We start from the raw sequence: 20196 nt of genomic DNA on the forward strand, positions 1-20196 counted from the left end.
GTCTCTCGATGAGACGGCGCTTTTGTCATGTGACGATCGTGATGAACAGCGGGATACCGACGAGCAAATTGAACGGGAACGTGACAGCGAGGGCGAGCGTCAAATAAAACGACGGCTCGGCTTCCGGGACGGACGCCTGGAGCATCGCCGGCGCCGCGATGTAAGAGCCGCTTGCCGCGAGCGTCATGAGCAAGATCGTACCCCCGTCAGACAAACCGGCCAGTCCGGCGGCAAAATAGCCGACAACGGCCCCGATGAGCGGGAACATCGTCCCGACAATCAAAAACTTCATGCCGTACGCCGGGACGTCTTTCAGCTGATGGCCGACCTTGACCCCAAGGCTCAGTAAGAATAAGAGTAAGACGCCCGGGAACAAGTCGACGAAGAATGGTGTCAGCGCCGACGTGTCCGGCGTGACGAATCCGACGACAAGGCCGGCGATGAGCAAGAGGATGCTCTTTGAGAGCATACTGTCCCGGATGACGGTGAACGACTGACTCGGGGCGGCCGTGATACCGAGCACACGCGTCTGGTTGTACAGTAAGAGCGCGACGACGAGACCGGGAATCTCGAGGACGACGACGAGCGTCGTCATAAACGGTTCATAGCTGATACCGATCCGCTCGAGCTGGGCGGTCGCAGCGACATACGTCACGAGCGAGACCGAACCGAACGTCGCCGCCATGGCGATCCGTTCGTGAAAGCTGAACTTGAGCAGACGACCGAGTCCAAAAGCGACGAGCGGTAAAACCATCCCGAGGACGAGTGTCACGGCGAGCGGTGCCGCAAGCTCGTCAAGCGAGACAGCGGCGAGCCCCATGCCGCCTTTTAACCCGATGGCGAGTAGCAGATAAATGTTAAGCGTCACACTGAGCGATTCGGGGATTCTTAAATTCGACTTTCCGAGGGCGGCAATCACGCCCGTCACGAACAGGAGCACCGGGGCGCTCGTCAATAAAAACGTCAATAGTTCCATTGTTTCCTCCTAGACGACAAAAGCGCACACCAAAGAAAGGTGTGCGCTGCATGCCGACGGCTCGAACACGTTCGTTCCGTCTAGCCGACAACTGTCGGGGTAGTTTTTGACAGCTCCGTTTCAGGACGGCGGTGGAAAGTTCCCGTAGGCATTCTCCACCAATCCTGACGCGTCTCTGCTTCTAGTGTAAAAATGTCGTCACGCCTTGTCAATCACATCGTCCCACGGTGCATCCAACCGAAAGACGATGAGGCGTTCGCCTGTCTTCGTGCTGATGTCCGTATGGAGCGACACGAGCCGTCTCCCGAGCACGTCATGAATGATCGTCTCGAGTTGGACCCGGCCGGATTCGACGAGGTTGTTACGGTATTTCTTTAACTGTTCGCGACCACTCGACTTCGCGGCGAGTTCATATTCGGCCGGGGTCAAGACGCCTTGCAGCGTCACGATGGCCAAATCGCGGAGCAGGTCACTCTTACACGTTAATGAACCGCGCCCGAGATACTCTTTCTCCCATTGGGTGATCCGGGCGCTCAGTTCCATCTCGAGCTGACCTTTTTTCGGCATCGTTACTTCACGAACCCGATCATCATCTCGCGAAGGATCTTCGCGGCGGCGATCGCCGTCATGTCCGACTGATCATACGCCGGTGACACTTCGACGAGGTCGGCACCGATGATATCGAGGTCAGCGTTGGCGATGGCATGGACCGACTCGAGCAACTCTTTCGTCGTGATGCCGCCGATCTCTTGCGTGCCGGTTCCTGGTGCGGCCGACGGGTCAAGGACGTCGATGTCGATCGTGACGTACACTTTTTTGCCGGCGAGCGTCGGTAGGACGCGCTTGAGCGGTTCGAGCACTTCATACTTGTACAAGTTGTAGCCGACTTCTTTTGCCCAGTCGAACTCTTCTTTCATCCCCGAACGAATCCCGAACGAGTAGCAGTTCGACGGCCCAATCAAGTTGGCCGCTTTTTTGAGCGGTGTCGAGTGCGAGAGCGGCTCGCCTTCGTAATCGTCACGAAGGTCGGTGTGCGCGTCGAGGTGCAAGATGACGAAGTCGTCCCCGTACGCGTCATGCATCGCCTTGATGACCGGCCACGTGACGAGGTGTTCACCACCCATACCGAGCGGGAACTTCCCTTCTTTGATGACGTCTTTGACGAACGACTCGATCATGTCGAGCGACTTTTGGGCGTTGCCGAACGGAAGCGGGATGTCCCCTGCGTCATAGACGGCCGCTTCGTTCAAGTCCCCGTCAAGGTACGGGCTGTATTCTTCGAGTCCGATCGAGACTTCACGGATGCGGTTCGGACCGAAACGTGAGCCCGGACGGAAACTGACCGTCCAGTCCATCGGCATGCCGTAAAGGACCGTCTTCGCATCCGTCACTTCCGGTAGGCTCGCGATAAACACTTTTCCTGAGTAGGCTTCATCGAATCGTTTGATCATTTCGTCAAGTCCTCCACGAATTTAGGAAGTACGAACGCCGCCGAGTGAAGCGCTGGCGTGTAGTATTTCGTCTCGATATCGTGGAACCGCTCAGCCGGTACTTGAAGCGGGTCGTACTTCTTCGAGCCGATCGTGAACGTCCACAAGCCGCTCGGGTACGTCGGCACGTTGGCTGTGTACAGCTTCGTGATCGGGAAGATCTCTTTCACGTCACGCTGTACCGTTTGGATGAGTTCTGGTGTGAACCACGGGTTATCCGACTGCGCGACGAAAATTCCATCGTCTTTGAGCGCTTTCGAGATTCCTGCGTAGAACCCTTTCGTGAACAAGTTCGCTGCCGGTCCGACCGGTTCAGTCGAATCGACCATGATGACGTCGTACTCGTTTTCCGATTTCGCGATGTGCATGAAGCCGTCTCCGACGATGACTTCGACGCGTGGGTTGTCGAGCTCACCCGCAATATTTGGCAAGTATTTCTTCGAATATTCAATGACTTTCCCGTCGATGTCGACAAGAACCGCTTTCTCGACTGTTGGGTGTTTCATAATCTCACGGATGACACCACCGTCGCCGCCGCCGACCACGAGAACGTGTTTCGGGTTAGGGTGCGTGAACAGTGGCACGTGCGCCACCATCTCGTGATAGACGAATTCGTCTTTATCCGTCGTCATGACCATTCCGTCAAGCAACAACATTGTACCGAACTCGTCCGTTTCGACCATCTCTAGTCGTTGAAACTCCGTTTGTTCGCTCTCATAAACGTGGTTAACCCGGAACGTGATCCCGTAATCTTCTGTCTGGTGCTCCGTAAACCATAACTTTAATTTTTGGTCCATCGATAGAACCCCTTTCTGTTCAAAAAGTTGTTCGTATGCGAGTGGCGTTTTGAGGCGCTTCTTATTCATACGATAGGAAGTATACAAAAACTGTCCGCATTTTGCACGATTTTTTTATTTATTCGTCCAGATGTGTGAGTTTTCCATGAGGTTTAGCCGATAAACTGGATATAGATGTATTTTATAACAGGAAAGGAGGGATCCTATGTGGTCTCCTTGCGTGGCCTGCTCCACGACAATCCCGCTCTTTGAACGGGGCTTGTTGGTCGTCAACGACCAACCTCAGCCATACGAATCATTTGATGAACTCAAGACTAAGCTATCTTCGGTCGAGGACAATGTATATTGTGTCAACCCTGCCACGAAACAGCAAACACCGATTCTACCAGCAGTCGATTTGCTCGAACAGATCGCCAACCGTGACACGATCGAGCTGATCCAACACGGGGAGTTCGAAAGTCACCTGCAACCGATCATCCATCTCGACACAGGTGAACGGTTCGGTTACGAGGCGCTCCTCCGCAGTCAGAACAATATCTCGCCTGGAGAGCTGTTCCGCGCCGCCAACCGGTTCGGACTTCATTCGAAGCTCGACCAACGCGCCCGGTCCGAGGCGATCAAAGCGACGTATCACGCCGTCGCACCTCACGAGAAGACGTTCATCAACTTCTTGCCGTCGACGATCTACAACCCGGACTACTGTCTGCAACACACGTTCGAAGTCATCGACCGCTACGGGCTTAGTGCCGACCGGTTCATCTTTGAAGTCGTCGAGACGGAGAAAGTCCAAGACGTCGCTCATTTGCAGCACGTGTTCGCGACATATAAAAAACGCGGCATGAAAGTCGCGCTCGACGATGTCGGTGCCGGCTTCTCGACGCTTGACATGTTACAGCGGCTCGAGCCCGATTACGTCAAAATCGATCGGTCGTATATTTCGTTCTGTGACCAAGATGCTGAGAAGCGGGCCTTCTTGAAGAACGTCCGTCAATTGACGCGCTCGATGGGCATTACAATCCTCGCCGAAGGGATCGAACGCGCCGAAGAGGTCGACGTCTGTCGCGAACTCGGTTATGATCTCGGCCAAGGCTACTTTTTCGGAAAACCAGCTGCACCAGATGATGTTACTTCGCTTAAATCGATGCCACTCTTATAACAGAGTAGCATCTTTTTTAGGTTTTAGAGAAGAACGTTCGGGAGATAGGATAACTAACAGAAGTTTTTATCGATACGGGCAAAAAGGTGGGAGATCAGTGAAATCCATCATCGTAAGTGTCTATGCAGGCATACTCGGTATATTGATTGGATTCATTAGCTGGATTTTTTTATCAGTCGTCTATAAAGGAATTCACTTTGTCTGGCATACCGTACCCGAACGAGTCGAAAGCCCTTTTTACATCTTTTTCGTACCGCTCGTAGCCGGAGTCTTGATCGGACTATTACAACGGCGATACGGGCCGATGCCGCGCCTGATGCCAGAAATTTTAGAAGACAGGAAGACCTCAGGACGGATTACCTACCGCTACATCGGATTCACGACGCTCACCGCTCTTCTCGTCTTGATTGGTGGTGCTAGTCTCGGTCCCGAGGCGGCTCTCATCGGAATCGTCGGCGGGCTTACGACTTGGTTTGCCGAACGACTCCGTTATGTCCGGCACGAGCTGAGTGAATTGCAAGAAGTCGGGCACGCGGTCGTTCTCGGGATTGTTTTCAACGCACCATTGTTTGGAGCGCTCGCAGCCGAAGAAACTGAACATAAAAAGCAATCGATGCTGAACTTACTGGCAACTCTTGCTGGAGTCGGGACGTTTTATCTCCTCAACCGATTGGACGAACGTCCACCTTTTGTCGTCAAGTTCCCCGCCATCGAGTCAATTCAGCTTGACTGGTCGATTTTATTCATCATCCTGATTGGCATGGTTTTTGGTTGGCTTTATTTACTAGCAGAGCATGCTTTGATGAGTCTAACCTCTCAAGTACCTATCTTGTTTTTGACAATCACAGGTGGAATCGGAATCGGTACGATGGCTCTCATTTATCCAGACCTCTTATTCTCTGGGGAAGAGACCATTTTAGAGTATTTTAATGATTGGGAGCGTATTCCGCTGTATACACTATTATGGTTTAGCTTTTTAAAGCTATTTTTTACCGCCTTTTGTCTCGCCACCGGCTGGCGTGGTGGACATATTTATCCATTGCTTTTCTCTGCTTTCACCCTCGGCTACTTTTTCAGCGGATCATTCGACCTCGATCCAACTTTTGCCGTCGTTTTAGCGACGAGTACCCTGCTTGCGACTACTATGCGCCAACCGTTGGCGATTATCGTCCTGCTCGTCTTGTTCTTTCCTCCGAACAGCTGGGTTTATGTATTTGGAGTCGTGGCGATTGTATCAAAAATCCCCCTTCCCGCGTTCATCCATCCTAATGTACACAATTGATTTCAGTATGAAAAAAAAGGGTATTGGATGAATAGTTATGCAGTGCCTGGAAAGGAGGATCGTTTATGAACGAATACAACGTCGCAATTGAAAATTTAGTTGATGCAGTCAGTTCAGATTGGATTAGTATCATCTTAGCCATTTTGGTGGTCCTCATGGGGATTGTCGTATTCTTTTTTGTCGTCATGACAATCGTCGATATGTTTTTATCGAAAGACATCCTTTGGGGAATTGTTGAAATTGTCGCTCTATTCGTTGGTATCGCCGTTTTATTTTCCGTCTTTTACTACTGGAACCGTAATCGAACGAAAGCACAATTCGCTCTCTTCCTCGTTTTGTTCTCACTCGTTGTCAACCTGTACTTCTTCATACGCTACGCGAATGAGATCAACGCCGTATTAAACAGCTTGTATTAAGACGAGGGGACTCCCCTCGTTTTAAACGTTTTAGAAAGTAGGTGCCTTTGTTGAAGCGACGAGTCATTCAACTGATCATGATGATAGTCAGTCTCGTTTTACTATTAGTTTTTTTGTTTTGGGTTGACACGCTCACTCCGTTTTTAATTTTAATCGGGGTTTTCGCCCCGCTCATCGTCGGTTGGAATATTTTATTTGACCAAGTTCAACCGCAAGCGAAGCTCGCTTGGCTGCTCACCGTCTTGTTCATCCCGTTTCTCGGCGCTCTCGCCTGGGTGCTGTTCGGCCGGACACCGAAACGCCACCGCCGGATCAAACGAACATCGTCCGAGATTCGCATGTTCCGGCAAGCGATCGAAGCCGACCGCGTCGAGACGACGAATGAAGTATCCGACCGGTTCCCTCTCACGAGAGCGCTCGAAAAAATGGGCGCGACCGGTGCCGACGGCCATACGGCGACGAAACTGCTCGTCAACGGAGATGAAAAGTACGACGCTGTGCTCAAAGACATCGAGCAAGCGACGCACCATATCCACGTCCAATATTATTTGTTCCGGACCGATGAGATCTCCCTGAAGATTCGCGACGCCTTAATCAAAAGAGCCAATGAAAACGTCACCGTCCGTTTTCTTTATGACGGTCTCGGCAGCCAAGAGATCAGCGAAGATTTCCTCGAGCCGCTCCGCAAGTCGCGGGTGCACGTCGAAGCGTTCGATCCGGTCCTGCATCCGCTGCTCGTCTTTAACGCCAACTTCCGAAATCATCAAAAACTCATCGTGCTCGACGGACGGATCGCCTACACTGGTGGGCTTAATGTCGGCGATGAATATCTCGGCAGACATAAGAAGCTCGGTTTTTGGCGAGATACGCATTTGCGTGTCGAAGGACCGCTCGTCCGGGAGCTTCAGCGTCTGTTCATCGAGAATTGGCTTTACGCCGGTCACGAAGAAGAGAGCGAGACGTGGGACCTGTTCGCCGACGCTAAACATCTTCCGGAATACTTCATTAACGAACCGCAAGACGCGAACGGGGCGACACAACTACTTGTGACGTCTCCCGGTAAGGACGTCACGATCCGGGATGGGATGATGCGTCTGTTGATGGAAGCGAAAGAGTCGATTTGGATCACGACCCCTTACTTGATCCCACCGCCCGAACTGCTCGCCGTGCTCGAAGTAGCAGGGAAGAGCGGCATCGACGTTCGCATCGTCGTCCCAGGACAAGGCGACGAATGGTTCAGTTTCCATGCGACCGAATATTATTTCGAGCAGCTGCTGAAACGGAACATCCGCATTTATAAATACAATCGTCATTTCATCCATGCAAAAACCGTCCTCATCGACGGCAAGATTGCGCTCGTTGGGACGGCTAACTTTGATTTCCGCAGCATGTATTTGAATCATGAGATGACGATCGCCCAGTTCGAGACGTCATCAATCGGTCAACTGCATGACGCGTTTTTGAAAGACTTCGACGAGTCGATTCTCGTCGACTGGTCGATGCTCCGAAAAAAATCGAACGGCAAACGGTTCATCGAGGCGTTCTGTCATATCTTCTCGCCGTTGCTTTGAAACACACGCCAGAGGAGATAGATGAGCACGAGGAGCGCGATCAACACGAATTGCCAACCGGTCGCAATACGCATCACGGCCGTGACCGCGAGCGCCTCGATGAGGAGCGCCGGCACTTTCCCAATCGTGCTCGCCGTGGCGAACGACGTTAGCGTCATCCGACTGAACGCGGCCGATAACGTGACGAGTCCGGACGGGACGAACGGCATGAGTCGCATCCCGAGGACGAGGAACCACGCCTCAACCCCGCTCGCCTCGCGGAGACGCTTGAAGCGCTTTCCGTTCGGTGACGTATACGTTTGTAGCGCACGTCGGTACAGTACGAAACTGATGACCGCTCCGACCGCCTCACCGATGATCGAGACAGTGACGCCGAGACCGAAACCGAGAACCTTTACGTTCAGCGCCGTCAAAAACGCGCTCGGTAACACGCCAGCGACGGCGATGGCACTGTTTAAGACGATGCTGATGACGACAAACAGCGGGATCGGGAGCAGTTCCCATTCCATCATTCAAACCCCATTTCAAAAGGCTGACCCCGCGAGGTCAGCCTTTGTTTTATTTCGCTTCGACTTCATCCCACGCGTCTTCGTCGACAGGTGGAAGGTGTTTCTCTTCAAGCTTCGCTACAACGACCGCACATGTCGCATCACCCGTGATGTTGACGGATGTACGGAGCATGTCGAGGATACGGTCGACCCCGATGATGAGGGCGATCCCTTCGACCGGCAAGTTGACCGACTGTAAGACGAGCGCGAGCATGATGAGCCCGACACCCGGCACGCCAGCCGTCCCGATCGAGGCGAGCACCGCCGTGATGACGACCGTCACGAGCTCAGTGATCGTCAAGTCAGCGGCGAACACTTGGGCGATAAAGATGGTCGCGACCCCTTGCATGATGGCCGTTCCGTCCATGTTCACCGTCGCACCGAGCGGTTGGACGAATGACGAGATCGAACGCGGGACGCCGAGCTTCGTCTGGGCGAGCTCCATCGACACAGGGAGCGTCGCGTTTGAAGACGACGTCGAGAACGCGAGCGTGATCGCTTCATAGAAGTTTTTAAAGAAGAAGACCGGACTCATCTTACCGAGCAAGATGAGCGCTCCGCCGTAGACGATGGTCGCATGTAAGAACAACGTCAAGACGACGGCAAACATGTACCATGCCATAGCGACAACAGCATCAAGTCCGATACCGCCGATGGCCGAGGCGATCAACGCGAAGGCACCGTATGGGGCGAGCTTCATGACCAAGTGAATGAGATGCATCATGATGCGATCCCCTTGTTTCACAAAGCGACGCCACGTCTTGGCACGTTCGCCGAGGGCGATCATCGCAAACCCGATCAACGCCGCGAAGACGATAATCTGTAACATGTTCCCTTCAGCAAGCGCTTGGATCGGGTTCGTCGGAATCATATTGACGAACGTCTGGACGATGTTCGACGATTCTTCGGTCGTTGTCGATTCAAATTCCAATCCAGTTGTCGGGAAATCTCCACGCTCTCCCGGCTTGATAATTGAAGCGACACCCATCGCGAGCACGATGGCGAGCGCTGTCGTCGTCAAGAAGAACAGAAGCGCCTTCGACCCGACGCGACCGAGCTCTTTCGGGTCACCTAGGCCCATGACACCGAGAATGATCGAGAAGAAGACGATTGGGACGACTAACATTTTAATCAAGTTCAAAAACACTGTCCCGACTGGGGATAGTATGTACGTATTGATCACGTCGTAGACGTTACCGGATAGGCCGGCGAGGCCGAGACCGACGATGACCCCTAAGGCGAGGCCAATCAAAATTTTCTTAGTTTCACTCATCGTGTCACCCTTTCTTTTTTACACAGTGCGTTTAGTATAGCATAATGCTAAATTTTCTTACAATTCCGGTTGATTTGCGGGCCTTAACACGGTCATTTTCCCAAGTTGCTTCAAAAGAAAACAAAAAAGATTGGAGACCGTGACGGTCCAATCTTTTTACTCGGCAGCGAGACGCGCGAGTTCAGTATGAAGTTCGGTCGACTGGTCCCAAATCTCCGGACGATGCTGTTGCAGAAACTCCGCGAGCACGCTCCGTGACGGCGCATCCATCATATCGATGAGGATCCGTCCTTTGAGCGACTTGTCCATTTGGTTGACGTGATACGGGAGCAATTTGTACCCGCGACGCGCCTCCAAGTCAATCGACATGTCACAAGCCGCAATGCCGCCGTAGTAGAACCCTTCCGGCTTGCGTCCGACCGTCACCCAGACGATCCAATACGGTTTACCGTTCGGCACAGCTTCCGGGTCGGTCAAAAACTTGATCCGTTTCTCGATTGCCGACTTGGCGTGCATCGCACCCATGTCGATCACTGCCGTACCTGCCTCGACGTCGATGATGACGGGCGACATATTGTTCAAACTGAGCGATCCGACCCCGAAACCGCCGTGGCCGTCCGTCGCATCGTCAGCGATAATATTAAAGTTGATATCTTTCATGGCATTCCCTCCCCCTCTACTGTACACAAAGACGAGGGAACGTGGCAATCGCGAACGTCAGCCCCACTCGATTCGAAACTTCGTGCCTGGTCCAACCGAACGAAGGAGCGGACGATCCGCTTCGATGACACGTCCGAGCACGTTGACCCGCTTGTCGGCTTGAAGGTCTGTCTTCGTCACTTGCATTTCGCCAGCATAGCGCCCGTAATCCCTGTTGTCAATCGTGATCGTGCCGAGCGGTCGCTGTTTCGCCGCAACCGGTTCGAGCAAGCGGTCCCCAGGGCGACCATACGCCCGTGATTCGACGGAACGGATGACGTCGCGCGCCGGGTCCATCCGGTTCGTCTGGACGCGGTAGAGCGCCGCCTCGATTGTCGTATACGCCTCGGCCCGGAGGACGAGCATCCCGTCCCCGTATGACGCGAACTGTTCAACCGTCGCATCCGCTAGTCCCGGGTCACCGATCAAAATGCGGTCGACACTCCCCGTCAACTCTAAATAAGCAGCGAACGTCGACAGCTGCCGGTGGTCTTCAAGCGTCGGCAGTCGTTCGTATAGCGGTCCGCGGAGCGTCCCATCTCCCGGGATGAACGCCTGCACGCTCAACCCTTGTCGTTTCAACCAGTCATTTTTTTCGTCAAACCATTGCCGGTCGAGCCCGGTCTCTGGGCGCGGGTAGAAGTTGTGCCATGCTTCGACATTGTCCGTCATGAGCCCTTCCTGTTTCATCTCATCGAGCTCTTCAGCAGTCAACGTGCTCGCGTTCAAGGCGACGGTCATCCGTTTCGACAGATCGGCGACTTGTTTCGGGGTCACCCCGTAATCGACGCGGAGGCCGGTCACGCCCCAGTCGATGAGCGTATGGGCGTCGTCCCACGTCTTCCCGAGCGCGGCGAGCGAAGTCGGGGCGATATCGGCGAACAGTTCCATGTCATGCTGTCGAGCGAGCGTGCCGAGTCGACGCAACCGCTCCGTGTAGACCGATGGATCGTCTTCCGGGATATGTAGCGATGTGAACAGTGACGTGAAACCGATCTCACGCATGCGTTTCATCCACACCGTGAACGCTTCTGTCAGCGGTTCGCTCAAGTAAACAGATAATCCTCTCATATAAAACAGCCCTCCCTATTCAAAAAGGTGACTCGAAAGAGCCACCTTGGTTGTTAAATCCCATCCGCCATCTCTTCTTTGAAACCGAAGAAATACGTGAAGATGAAGCCAGCCGTATACGAGATGACGAGACCCCCAATATACGTCAAGTACATCCCATTGTCGATGAGCGGTGTGAGCGAGAGACCCGAGACCCCGATCCCGAGCGCTGCCGTCTGCATCGACGCTTGGAACGCACCGCCGACCGCGGCTCCCATACAAGCCGTCAAGAACGGACGACCGAGCGGAAGCGTGACCCCATAAAGAAGCGGTTCGCCGATGCCGAGGAATCCGACGGGGATCGCCCCTTTGATGATGTTGCGGAGACGTTGGTTGCGCGTCTTCACGAAAATCGCAAGCGCGGCCCCGACTTGTCCCGCTCCTGCCATCGCAAGGATCGGCAAGAGCGCCGTGTTGCCAACGGTGTTCAGTAACTCAAGGTGAATCGGCGTCAAACCATGATGCAAGCCGACCATGACGAGCGGCAAGAAGAAGCCAGCGAGGACGGCCCCTGCTACCGGTCCGCCGATTTCAAGCACGGCGTTCAGTCCTTGCATGATGCCGTCTGACAACACGCCCGCGACCGGCATGATCGCATAGAGCGCCGTGAAGCCGACGACGAGCACCGTAAGTAGCGGCGTAAAGATAATATCAATCGAGACCGGCATGAAGCGGCGGACGTGTTTTTCGATATACGTCATGAGCCAAGCGGCAAAGATGACACCGAACAGTCCACCCCTTCCGACGACGAGTGCTTCCCCATAGATGACGATGTCGGCGAGTAACGGGTTGAACAAAACCCCCCCGGCAATCGCTCCGAGCACCGGCGTCCCGCCGAACTCTTTCGCCGTATTCCACCCGACGAGGATGGCGAGATAGGCGAAGACCGTGCTCCCGAGCACAAGCAGAATTTGCATCCACGTCTCGGTCCGGTCGACACCAGCGTTGACGGCAAAGTTCGCTGCCCCGTTGATGATCCCTGAAGCGACAAGTCCCGGGATGAGCGGGATGAAGATATTCCCTAAGCGACGCAAGAAACGTTTGAACGGTGACTTCTGTTTATCTTTCACTTTTTGACGCTCGATGGCCGCCCGCTCGTCAGGCGTCAAGTTCGCATCGACTGCCTCTTCCCCGATGGCGAGCCCCGTCTCACGGCTCAAGTGATCCGCGACACGGTTGACCGTTCCAGGTCCGACGACGATTTGCAGCGTCTCGTCATCGATGACGCCCATGACACCGTCGATTTTTTTCAACGCATCGATGTTCACTTTCGTTGGGTCTTTCAACGCCAACCGGACGCGTGTCATACAGTGCGCGAGTTGGCGGATATTATCTTTTCCCCCGACGTGCTCGAGTATGGCTTGCGCCAACACCTCTTCTTTCTTCATCTCGTAATCCCCCTTAAATCGCGTCGCGGACGAATCCGTTCGCGCGCTGTAATCGCTCGACTGCCTCTGCATAGGAGACGTCGGCTAAAATCATGACGATCGCCGTCTTGACGTGGCCGTTCGATGAAGCGAAATAACGCGCGGCCGTCTGTTCGTCGACCCCTGTCGCTTCCGCAATCATCCGTTTGGCCCGAACTTCCAATTTCTCGTTCGTCGGTTGCACGTCGACCATCAAGTTTTGATACACTTTGCCCACTCCAATCATCGACGCCGTCGAGATCATGTTGAGGACAAGTTTTTGGGCCGTCCCCGCTTTCAAACGCGTCGATCCGGTCAATACTTCCGGTCCCGTCTCGACCTCGATTTTGAACTCGGCGTGGTCGCTGATTTTCGAGCCTTTGTTGCAAGATAGCGCCGCCGTCGTCGCACCGACTTCACGTGCGTAATCGAGTCCGCCGATGACGTACGGGGTCCGGCCGCTCGCGGCGATGCCGACGACCGTATCGTCCGGACTCAAGTGAAGCGCTTTCAAATCGTTGATTGCCAAATCTATACTATCTTCTGCTCCCTCGACCGCTTTGACGAGCGCGCGTTCACCCCCGGCAATCAGGCCGACGACCATGTCCGCTGACACGCCGAACGTCGGGACACATTCTGCCGCATCTAAAATACCGAGTCGTCCACTCGTCCCCGCACCGATATAGATCAAGCGTCCGCCTCGTTTAAACGATGTGATCGCTCGTTCTACGACTTGTGCGATGACCGGCAGCTGTTGCTTGATCACGTGAGGCACCGACTGGTCCTCTTCATTCATCACGCCGAGCAGTTCCTCAACCGTCATGTCATCTAGGCGCATCGTCCGTTCGTTCCGTCGTTCCGTAGCCAATTTGTCTAACATCGCCACCATCCTTTCTTCTCTCTAGTTTTATTGTACTAATTTGAAATTAAAAGTCAAACTTATTTAAAAAAATAAAGAATTATAATTTCATAAACGCTCGACTCGAGTGCCAACAAAAAAAACTCGGCCGTTTGAGGCCGAGTTCGCTTCATTCGATGTCTTTTTTCAACACGTGGACGTGGACACCATCCCCCGTGACCGAGTCTTGCTCATACACGTAGCCTTGCCGCTCCCAAAAACGACGGGCCCGCACGTTCTTCGGGAGCACACCGAGCCGGAACGTCGTCTGGAACGGACGCATGTGGTCCCGCTCGAGTTGATCGTATACCGTCTGGGCGAGACCGGTGCCGTGAAGTTGTTCATCGACGAGGAGCAGGCCGAGCCAGAGTGAGCCATCAATCGGGTGACGCCTCAACAAATCCGCCATCGCCACGATCGCCCCGTCGTCCTCCACGACGAGGCTGACCGTACCTGTCGCCTCGAAGTCAGCCAAATTCTCATCGCGGAACAATTCGAGCGTCTGAGCGTTCAATCCGGCGAACGCTTGTTGTCTCATGAGGAAAGCTGCCACTCGTTCGCGGTCTGACGCTTCATATCGGCGAATCACCGGCGCAGCTTCACCATCTCGTCGCGCGCCTCAGCGTAACGATCGATCAGCCCTTCGCCTTTTCGGTGCAACAGACCCATGTAGAGCGTGTCGATAATCGTCAATTGTGTCATCCGTGAAGCGATGCTCGCGATCCGGTAATCTCGTTCGACAGTCGGTGTGCACAGACGGACGTCCGCCTCGCGGTAAAGCGGCGACTTGTCGAGATCGGTGATGGCGACGACGGTGACGCCTTTTTTCTTGGCGAACCGGACGAGCTCGAGCACGTCTTTCGTCCGGCCCGACGTGCTGATCGCGACGAAGACGTCGGTCGGCCCAAGATGCGGGATGAGCGACAGCATGTAGTGAAAGTCTTGCGACGTCAGAGCGGCGTAGCCGAGTTTCGTGAACTTGTACTGCGCGTCATAGGCGGCCGTCGATGAGCCGCCGACTCCATAGAAGATGACCCGGTTCGCGCGAGCGAACGTATCGATCGCGTGTTCGAGTTCGCGTTTGTCCATCGCCTCGGCACATGCCTCGATGGCCATTTTGTTCACGTGGATGACTTTTTGGAACGAGTCGTACGGCGTGTCCTTTTGTTGAAGGACATTAAAGTCGGTCAGCATCGTCTCTGTGATCGCCAAGTCTTTGACGAGGGCGAGCTTGAACGATTTGAAGCTGTCGATCCCGACGACACGCGCGAAGCGGACGATGCTCGCTTCTGACACGTCGGTCTTTTGGGCGAGTTCTTTCGTCGTCATATTCGGGACGAGCGTCGAATGGGTCAAGATGTAGTCCGCGATCTTCTTTTCGACGGACGTCATCTCGCCTTGGGCGAGCTCGATTTTTTTCAGTAAGGATTCCATCAGGTCATCCCCTTCCTGCTACTAGTTGCTGTATTTAATGATAGCGGATTCTTTCCCTACATTCCAACTTGGACACGAAAAAGGCCGAGCTCGCGCTCAACCTGTAGGTGAGACTTACAAGTTTTTTGTATTGAACGTGTCGCCGCCTTGGATCGTTCCATTTTGAAAACCTTTATCAAACCACCGTTTCCGCTGTTCCGACGTCCCGTGCGTGAACGAGTCCGGCGTGACGTAGCCGCGTGCTTGTTTTTGTAGCGTATCGTCACCGATTTGATGCGCCGCGTTCATCGCCTCTTCGACATCACCCGCCTCTAAATAGCCCATGCCTTGGGCGTGATGCGCCCAAACACCGGCATAGTAGTCGGCTTGAAGTTCGAACCGTACCAAGTACGTGTTGAACTCGGTCTCGCTCATCTCGTTTCGCAGCGGCATGATCTCGTCTGTCGTGCCGAGCAACGTCTGCACGTGGTGTCCGACCTCATGGGCGACGACGTACGCCATCGCGAAGTCGCCCGGCGCGTTGAAGCGCTGACTGAGTTCGTCATAGAAACTCAAATCGATATACAGTTTCTGATCGCCCGGGCAATAAAACGGTCCGACCGCAGAGCCAGCGATCCCACACGCCGACTCGACTTGTCCTGAGTAGAGGACGAGCGTCGGTTCCCGATACGTCAAGCCGTTCTCGGCAAAGATGTCGGTCCACACTTCTTCGGTGTCACGCAAGACGACTGAGACAAAGTCCGCCATCTCTTCTTCCCGCGCCGAGCCTTGATACGTCTCAGAAGACTGCGGCTCACCGATTCCAATATTGTTGACGATGTCTCCCGGGTTACCCCCGTTCAAAAGCGTGAAGACGATGACTAAAATCAGGCCAAGACCGCCTCCGATTCCTGCAATCCCTTTCCCCCCAACACTTCGCCCCCGTCGGTCTTCGACATTCCGACTCGCCTGTCTGCCTTTCCATTTCATACGATTGTTCCTCCTACTGCTAGTCTGTCTTGTTACTTACCCGGATTCATCTCGTTTCGCACCTGCTTTTTCACATTTTCCCATCGTGTTCGGTGTTTGAGTCCTAACCAAGTAGGAAACAGGTTAAGAGAACGTTTACTTTAGGGAGGAATTAAGATGGGATTAGCAAGCGACTTGAAACAATTGCGTCAGATTGAATGCAAGGACAAGTGTGTGCTATCGGTCTACCTTAATACAGGACCTAACCAACAAGGCGACTGGTCAATCCACTTGAAGAACGGTTTGAAGCGAATCGGTGAATATTTAGAGGCGTCCGGTAACGAGACGCAACTGAAGAACTTCAAAAAAGTACGTAAGCAAGTCGATCAGGAACTCGGCAAACACCGGAACGACTTGGCGCGAAGCCTAATCATTTTTGCTTCGGAAGAAAACGATTTATTTGAAACATACTACCTTCAACACGATGTCGAGACGTCGTTCCACTGGGAAACGAAGCCAGTACTTGAACCACTCGAGGCGTTACAACAAAAATTCCCGTCCACCGGTATTATTTTGACGAACCTCGACCACGTGACGGTACTCGATACCTCACTCGGGCACATCGATGCGACGTTCGAATTCGCGTTCGACCCTGAGACCGAGGAGTGGGTTCGGTTTGAAGGGACGGCTTCGGGTGACCGTATGGCGTCGAGCAGCTCGCAAGTCGATAAATTCGATCGTCGACTTGCCGAAAACCTCGGTCGGTTCTACCGTGACCTCGCCCAAACTGTCGAACAGATGAAAGGTGCACACGACTGGGAATCGCTTGTCGTCATCGGAGAAGCCGAGCTTTCCAACTCGTTCCGTGACGAGTTGCGGACGAAACCAGAGCGCGTCGTGCACAAAAACTTGTCGAAATCGAGTGCGCCTCACATCATCGAAGCTGCATTCCATTGATTTTCCGCTTTCCTCTCGACTAGTGATTCTCTAAAATAGAAGAGAACTAGAAAAGGAGGAAATGATATGCCATACGTTACCGTAAAAATGCTCCCGGGCCGTACTGTTGAACAGAAACGTGCCTTGATTGAGAAAGTGACGGACGCCGTCTCAGAGACGACGAACGCACCGAAAGAAAACATCACCGTCTTCATCGAAGAGATGGACGCGACGAACTACGGTCAAGCCGGTGTCATGCACGCCGACAAAAAATAACGCCAGACACCCGCGCATCCAGTTGGACGCGCGGGTGTTTTTTCAGTCTTCTAAGTTCACTTCGAACCGCTCGCTCGGGACGGTCGGCTTGATCAAGTGCCGCGTCGCCCGCCAGACGTGATAACCAAGTCGGTCGAGCCAAAGGAGCGCTTGAACTTTGCGAATCGTCTGCTCCATTTCAAGCTGGTTCGCCGCCGTCTCCTCTAACATCTCGGCCCGATGCGCTTTCCGGTACTCGGCGAGCTGCTTCGACGCCGTCTTCCATTGTTTCGAATCCTCCGGCGGCGTGTGATGGTTGAGGGCATCGACAAGCTCGAGCTCGTGCAAGACGAGCTGACGTGCGACTAAAAAGTCAGTGTCGCGGAGGGCGTCGACGGGATCGACTTCGCGCAGGACGAACAGCCAGCGCTCCAAATGGTCGATCGTATGGAGCAGTGACAAGTGTTGTCCGTAGTCGTTGCGGCCCTGTCCTTCTTCCAATTGAATCGTGCTCAAAAACACCCGGACGTCACCGAGCGTCTTCTCGACGAGCTGCAACTCGTCCTCCCGCTTGCGCGCTTCCGTCAATAACAGTTTCGTCTCGTTTCCGAGATAGCGCTCGATTTCAATCAACGAACGTCTTGCCGCCTCGAGTGCGACCGTCGGAATCCGCGACATGTTCGGGTCGAGGAAACGGATCAGCTTTTCAGACCGACTCGGCACCCATTTGAGCAACCGCCGGCTGAACGCTTCGTAAAACGGCAGAAACGTCAACACGCCAAGCAAGTGAAACGACGTATGGAACAATGCGAGCCGCAATAGCTCATTCCAATTCAACCAGTCGGCCACGCGATTGACGACACCAAACAAGAGCGGGAACGTCAGCCAGCCAATCAACAAAATCGAACTATGAACGAGTACGTGTCCGAGCACAATGCGCCGCGCTGATTTCCATCCTCCGAGCGAGCCGAGGGCGACGACAAGACTCGTCCCGGCACTCTGCCCGAGTACGAGGAATGCAGCCTGCGCGAGCGTCACCGTGTCGGTCGCGAGCGCCGTCATCGTCAAGACGAGACCGATGCTCGACGATTGCAAGACGACGGTCATGAACAGGCCCGTGCCGAGCAAGGCTAATTGATGAAGCGGTGTGTCGGTGTCCCAGCCCGAAAACGAGAACGTGACGACTTCCCGCATCGCTTCTTGAAGTGTTCCGATGCCGACAAAAACAAGTCCGAGACCGACGAGCAACATCCCAATCCGCTTGACCCGTCGTCCGATCAAGCGGAGCGCCATCCCGACGCCGATGAGCGGCAGTAAGAGCTCCCGAATGTCGACGTTGTAGCCGAGGAGCGCTACGATCCATCCCGTCGTCGCACTACCGGCGTTCGCCCCGATGACGAGCGTGAGCGCCTGCGTGAACGTCAACAGCCCTGCGCTGACGAAACTGATCGTCATGAGCGTCGTCACAGTCGAAGACTGGAACAACGCCGTCATCGTCGCACCGAGAAACGCCCCTGCCACCGGTCCTTCCGCCATGCGGTTCAACCGCTCTCGCAGTCTTTCCCCGGCCAAGCTTTTCAACGTATCGGTCAACAGCATCATCCCTAACAAAAAGATGCCGATTCCGCCGATGAGCGTCCCAATCCCCATGGTGTCACATCCTTTTCAAGCGATTCAATCGCCGCGTAACGTTGACAACATCCATGATTTTTCTGAGGCGTGGTCTTTCAAGTTCAACAGCACGTCCTCAGGGTAATAGATTTTCTCGTCCGACTGTCGCGAATTCAAAATCGATTGGACGAGCATCGACACCTCTGAAATCTCGCGACGGTCGCCGTCGTTCATCTGCAGGTAAATCCCTTCGTACGTGCCGTGTCCTTTATATAGATCATATGGCAGCTGGCTGAGCTGGTCCTCGAGCAAATAATAGCGCGTCGGCAACCCGATCGCTTCCATCGTCGACCGTAACCGATCCATATAGCGGACGCGGTTCGCTTCCGGGAAATTTTTGTACTTTAACAGGCGACGATTGACGAAACGGCTCGCCAGATCGGCCAAAATCGGGTCTGCCTCGTCCATCCATTCTTGGAAATAGAAGTAGACGATCGTCTCGTCGAGCTTCAAATAGTGTTCGAGCGTCATCTCGTCATGGTTGAAGATCGGCAAGAAATGCTTCGGTGTCATCTCAAACACATAACCCGATTCATGCAGTTCTTGGGCCCGCTCGAGCACGGCTTTTAATAACAAGTCACTCGAACGCGTCGCCGGATGCAGATAGACTTGCCAATACATTTGATAGCGCCGCATGATATAGTCTTCGATCGTATGCATCCCCGACTGTTTGACGACGATTTGATCTTCGTCCGGCCGCAACACGCGCAGCATCCGCTCGAGGTCGAACTTCCCGTAACTGACGCCGGCGAAATGGGCGTCGCGAAGTAAATAGTCCATCCGGTCGACGTCGAGCTGTGAGCTGAGCATGTTGACGATCAGCCGGTTCGGGTGCGTCTTGTTGATGATGGCCGCGACTTCTTCCGGGAACCCGACGCCCATCTCGGAGAGGACTTTATTCACTTCCGTGTTCCCTAAGATGATCCGTTCCGTCCAGATTTCATGGCGGACCGAGAAGACGTGCTCGAACGCGTGCGAGAACGGGCCGTGCCCGACGTCGTGCAACAGTGCCGCCGCGAGCAACAGCTCCCGGTCGCGGTCGTCCCATTCCGGATAGTCGCGGAACTGGTCGATCAACTGCCGGGCAATCTCATAGACGCCGAGCGAATGGTGGAATCGGGTGTGTTCAGCCCCGTGGAACGTCAAAAACGACGTCCCGAGCTGCTTGATCCGACGTAACCGTTGAAACTCTTTCGTGTTGATCAACTCCCAAATGAGATGATCGTAGACGTATATATAGCGATGGACCGGGTCTTTAAACACTTTTGACCCAGATAGCTGACCTCGTGATGTGTACATGTTGGTGCCCCCTGCGTTTTATGTATTGTAC

21 protein-coding genes are annotated in these 20196 nt (G+C 54.1%); 6 read left to right on the top strand and 15 right to left on the bottom strand.

Annotation, left to right across the window (positions count from 1 at the left end):
- Positions 1-25 precede the first annotated feature (25 nt).
- The 4 genes from EVJ21_RS07480 to speE all read right to left on the bottom strand — a co-directional run bounded on the left by EVJ21_RS07480 (position 26) and on the right by speE (position 3263).
- Positions 26-976, bottom strand: coding sequence for a sodium-dependent bicarbonate transport family permease (locus tag EVJ21_RS07480; protein ID WP_131464644.1), 951 nt, complete (start codon positions 974-976; stop codon positions 26-28).
- 198 nt (positions 977-1174) lie between these two features.
- Positions 1175-1543, bottom strand: a complete 369-nt coding sequence (locus EVJ21_RS07485; protein ID WP_131464646.1) for a Na-translocating system protein MpsC family protein — start codon at positions 1541-1543, stop codon at positions 1175-1177.
- A gap of 2 nt (positions 1544-1545) precedes the next feature.
- On the bottom strand, positions 1546-2427 hold the full coding sequence (gene speB / locus EVJ21_RS07490; RefSeq protein WP_131464648.1) for an agmatinase: 882 nt from the start codon (positions 2425-2427) through the stop codon (positions 1546-1548).
- A complete protein-coding gene (speE, locus tag EVJ21_RS07495; RefSeq protein WP_070328241.1) occupies positions 2424-3263 on the bottom strand; it encodes a spermidine synthase in 840 nt (279 codons plus the stop codon). Before speE ends, speB begins: the two co-directional genes overlap by 4 nt.
- Before the next feature lie 205 nt (positions 3264-3468).
- Between speE and EVJ21_RS07500 the strand changes: the two genes are divergently transcribed.
- The 4 genes from EVJ21_RS07500 (at position 3469) to cls (ending at position 7688) form a co-directional block, all read left to right on the top strand.
- Positions 3469-4419, top strand: coding sequence for an EAL domain-containing protein (locus EVJ21_RS07500; protein ID WP_201738999.1), 951 nt, complete (start codon positions 3469-3471; stop codon positions 4417-4419).
- 97 nt (positions 4420-4516) lie between these two features.
- Positions 4517-5701: a chloride channel protein gene (locus tag EVJ21_RS07505; RefSeq protein WP_161567341.1), complete on the top strand. Its 1185-nt coding sequence runs from the start codon at positions 4517-4519 to the stop codon at positions 5699-5701.
- Positions 5702-5766: 65 nt separating this feature from the next.
- Positions 5767-6117, top strand: coding sequence for a hypothetical protein (locus tag EVJ21_RS07510; protein ID WP_131439249.1), 351 nt, complete (start codon positions 5767-5769; stop codon positions 6115-6117).
- Between the two features lie 41 nt (positions 6118-6158).
- Positions 6159-7688 (top strand): cardiolipin synthase, encoded by a 1530-nt coding sequence (gene cls, locus EVJ21_RS07515; RefSeq protein WP_131490252.1) that lies wholly within the window; start codon positions 6159-6161, stop codon positions 7686-7688.
- On the opposite strand, the gene EVJ21_RS07520 is transcribed toward cls, so the two are convergent.
- The 9 genes from EVJ21_RS07520 to ypfJ all read right to left on the bottom strand — a co-directional run bounded on the left by EVJ21_RS07520 (position 7664) and on the right by ypfJ (position 16025).
- The gene (locus EVJ21_RS07520; RefSeq protein WP_236633460.1) at positions 7664-8197 is read right to left on the bottom strand and encodes a TVP38/TMEM64 family protein; all 534 of its coding nucleotides are present in this window, start codon (positions 8195-8197) and stop codon (positions 7664-7666) included. The two genes, cls and EVJ21_RS07520, sit on opposite strands and share 25 nt — an antisense overlap.
- Before the next feature lie 49 nt (positions 8198-8246).
- Complete coding sequence (locus EVJ21_RS07525) at positions 8247-9509, bottom strand: dicarboxylate/amino acid:cation symporter (protein ID WP_071398414.1); 1263 nt, start codon at positions 9507-9509, stop codon at positions 8247-8249.
- Positions 9510-9665: 156 nt separating this feature from the next.
- Positions 9666-10169: a YwhD family protein gene (locus EVJ21_RS07530; RefSeq protein ID WP_070328246.1), complete on the bottom strand. Its 504-nt coding sequence runs from the start codon at positions 10167-10169 to the stop codon at positions 9666-9668.
- Between the two features lie 57 nt (positions 10170-10226).
- Complete coding sequence (locus EVJ21_RS07535) at positions 10227-11279, bottom strand: DUF871 domain-containing protein (protein ID WP_131490254.1); 1053 nt, start codon at positions 11277-11279, stop codon at positions 10227-10229.
- A gap of 53 nt (positions 11280-11332) precedes the next feature.
- Complete coding sequence (locus EVJ21_RS07540) at positions 11333-12706, bottom strand: PTS transporter subunit EIIC (protein WP_131490255.1); 1374 nt, start codon at positions 12704-12706, stop codon at positions 11333-11335.
- A 13-nt stretch (positions 12707-12719) separates the two neighbouring features.
- Positions 12720-13613 (bottom strand): N-acetylmuramic acid 6-phosphate etherase, encoded by an 894-nt coding sequence (gene murQ, locus EVJ21_RS07545; RefSeq protein ID WP_131464658.1) that lies wholly within the window; start codon positions 13611-13613, stop codon positions 12720-12722.
- Positions 13614-13752: 139 nt separating this feature from the next.
- Positions 13753-14211, bottom strand: a complete 459-nt coding sequence (locus EVJ21_RS07550) for a GNAT family N-acetyltransferase (protein WP_131490256.1) — start codon at positions 14209-14211, stop codon at positions 13753-13755.
- Positions 14208-15056, bottom strand: coding sequence for a MurR/RpiR family transcriptional regulator (locus EVJ21_RS07555; RefSeq protein WP_070328251.1), 849 nt, complete (start codon positions 15054-15056; stop codon positions 14208-14210). Before EVJ21_RS07555 ends, EVJ21_RS07550 begins: the two co-directional genes overlap by 4 nt.
- A gap of 114 nt (positions 15057-15170) precedes the next feature.
- Positions 15171-16025: a KPN_02809 family neutral zinc metallopeptidase gene (ypfJ, locus tag EVJ21_RS07560; RefSeq protein ID WP_131468481.1), complete on the bottom strand. Its 855-nt coding sequence runs from the start codon at positions 16023-16025 to the stop codon at positions 15171-15173.
- Positions 16026-16181: 156 nt separating this feature from the next.
- Between ypfJ and EVJ21_RS07565 the strand changes: the two genes are divergently transcribed.
- On the top strand, positions 16182-16961 hold the full coding sequence (locus tag EVJ21_RS07565; protein ID WP_131490257.1) for a VLRF1 family aeRF1-type release factor: 780 nt from the start codon (positions 16182-16184) through the stop codon (positions 16959-16961).
- A gap of 66 nt (positions 16962-17027) precedes the next feature.
- Positions 17028-17216, top strand: coding sequence for a 2-hydroxymuconate tautomerase (locus EVJ21_RS07570; RefSeq protein WP_070328254.1), 189 nt, complete (start codon positions 17028-17030; stop codon positions 17214-17216).
- 42 nt (positions 17217-17258) lie between these two features.
- On the opposite strand, the gene EVJ21_RS07575 is transcribed toward EVJ21_RS07570, so the two are convergent.
- Positions 17259-18845: a Na/Pi cotransporter family protein gene (locus tag EVJ21_RS07575; protein WP_131490258.1), complete on the bottom strand. Its 1587-nt coding sequence runs from the start codon at positions 18843-18845 to the stop codon at positions 17259-17261.
- A 24-nt stretch (positions 18846-18869) separates the two neighbouring features.
- Complete coding sequence (locus tag EVJ21_RS07580; RefSeq protein WP_070328256.1) at positions 18870-20165, bottom strand: HD domain-containing protein; 1296 nt, start codon at positions 20163-20165, stop codon at positions 18870-18872.
- Positions 20166-20196: the final 31 nt, after the last annotated feature.

The organism is Exiguobacterium sp. SH0S2, from assembly GCF_004337185.1.
GTDB classification, from domain to species: domain Bacteria; phylum Bacillota; class Bacilli; order Exiguobacteriales; family Exiguobacteriaceae; genus Exiguobacterium; species Exiguobacterium aurantiacum_A.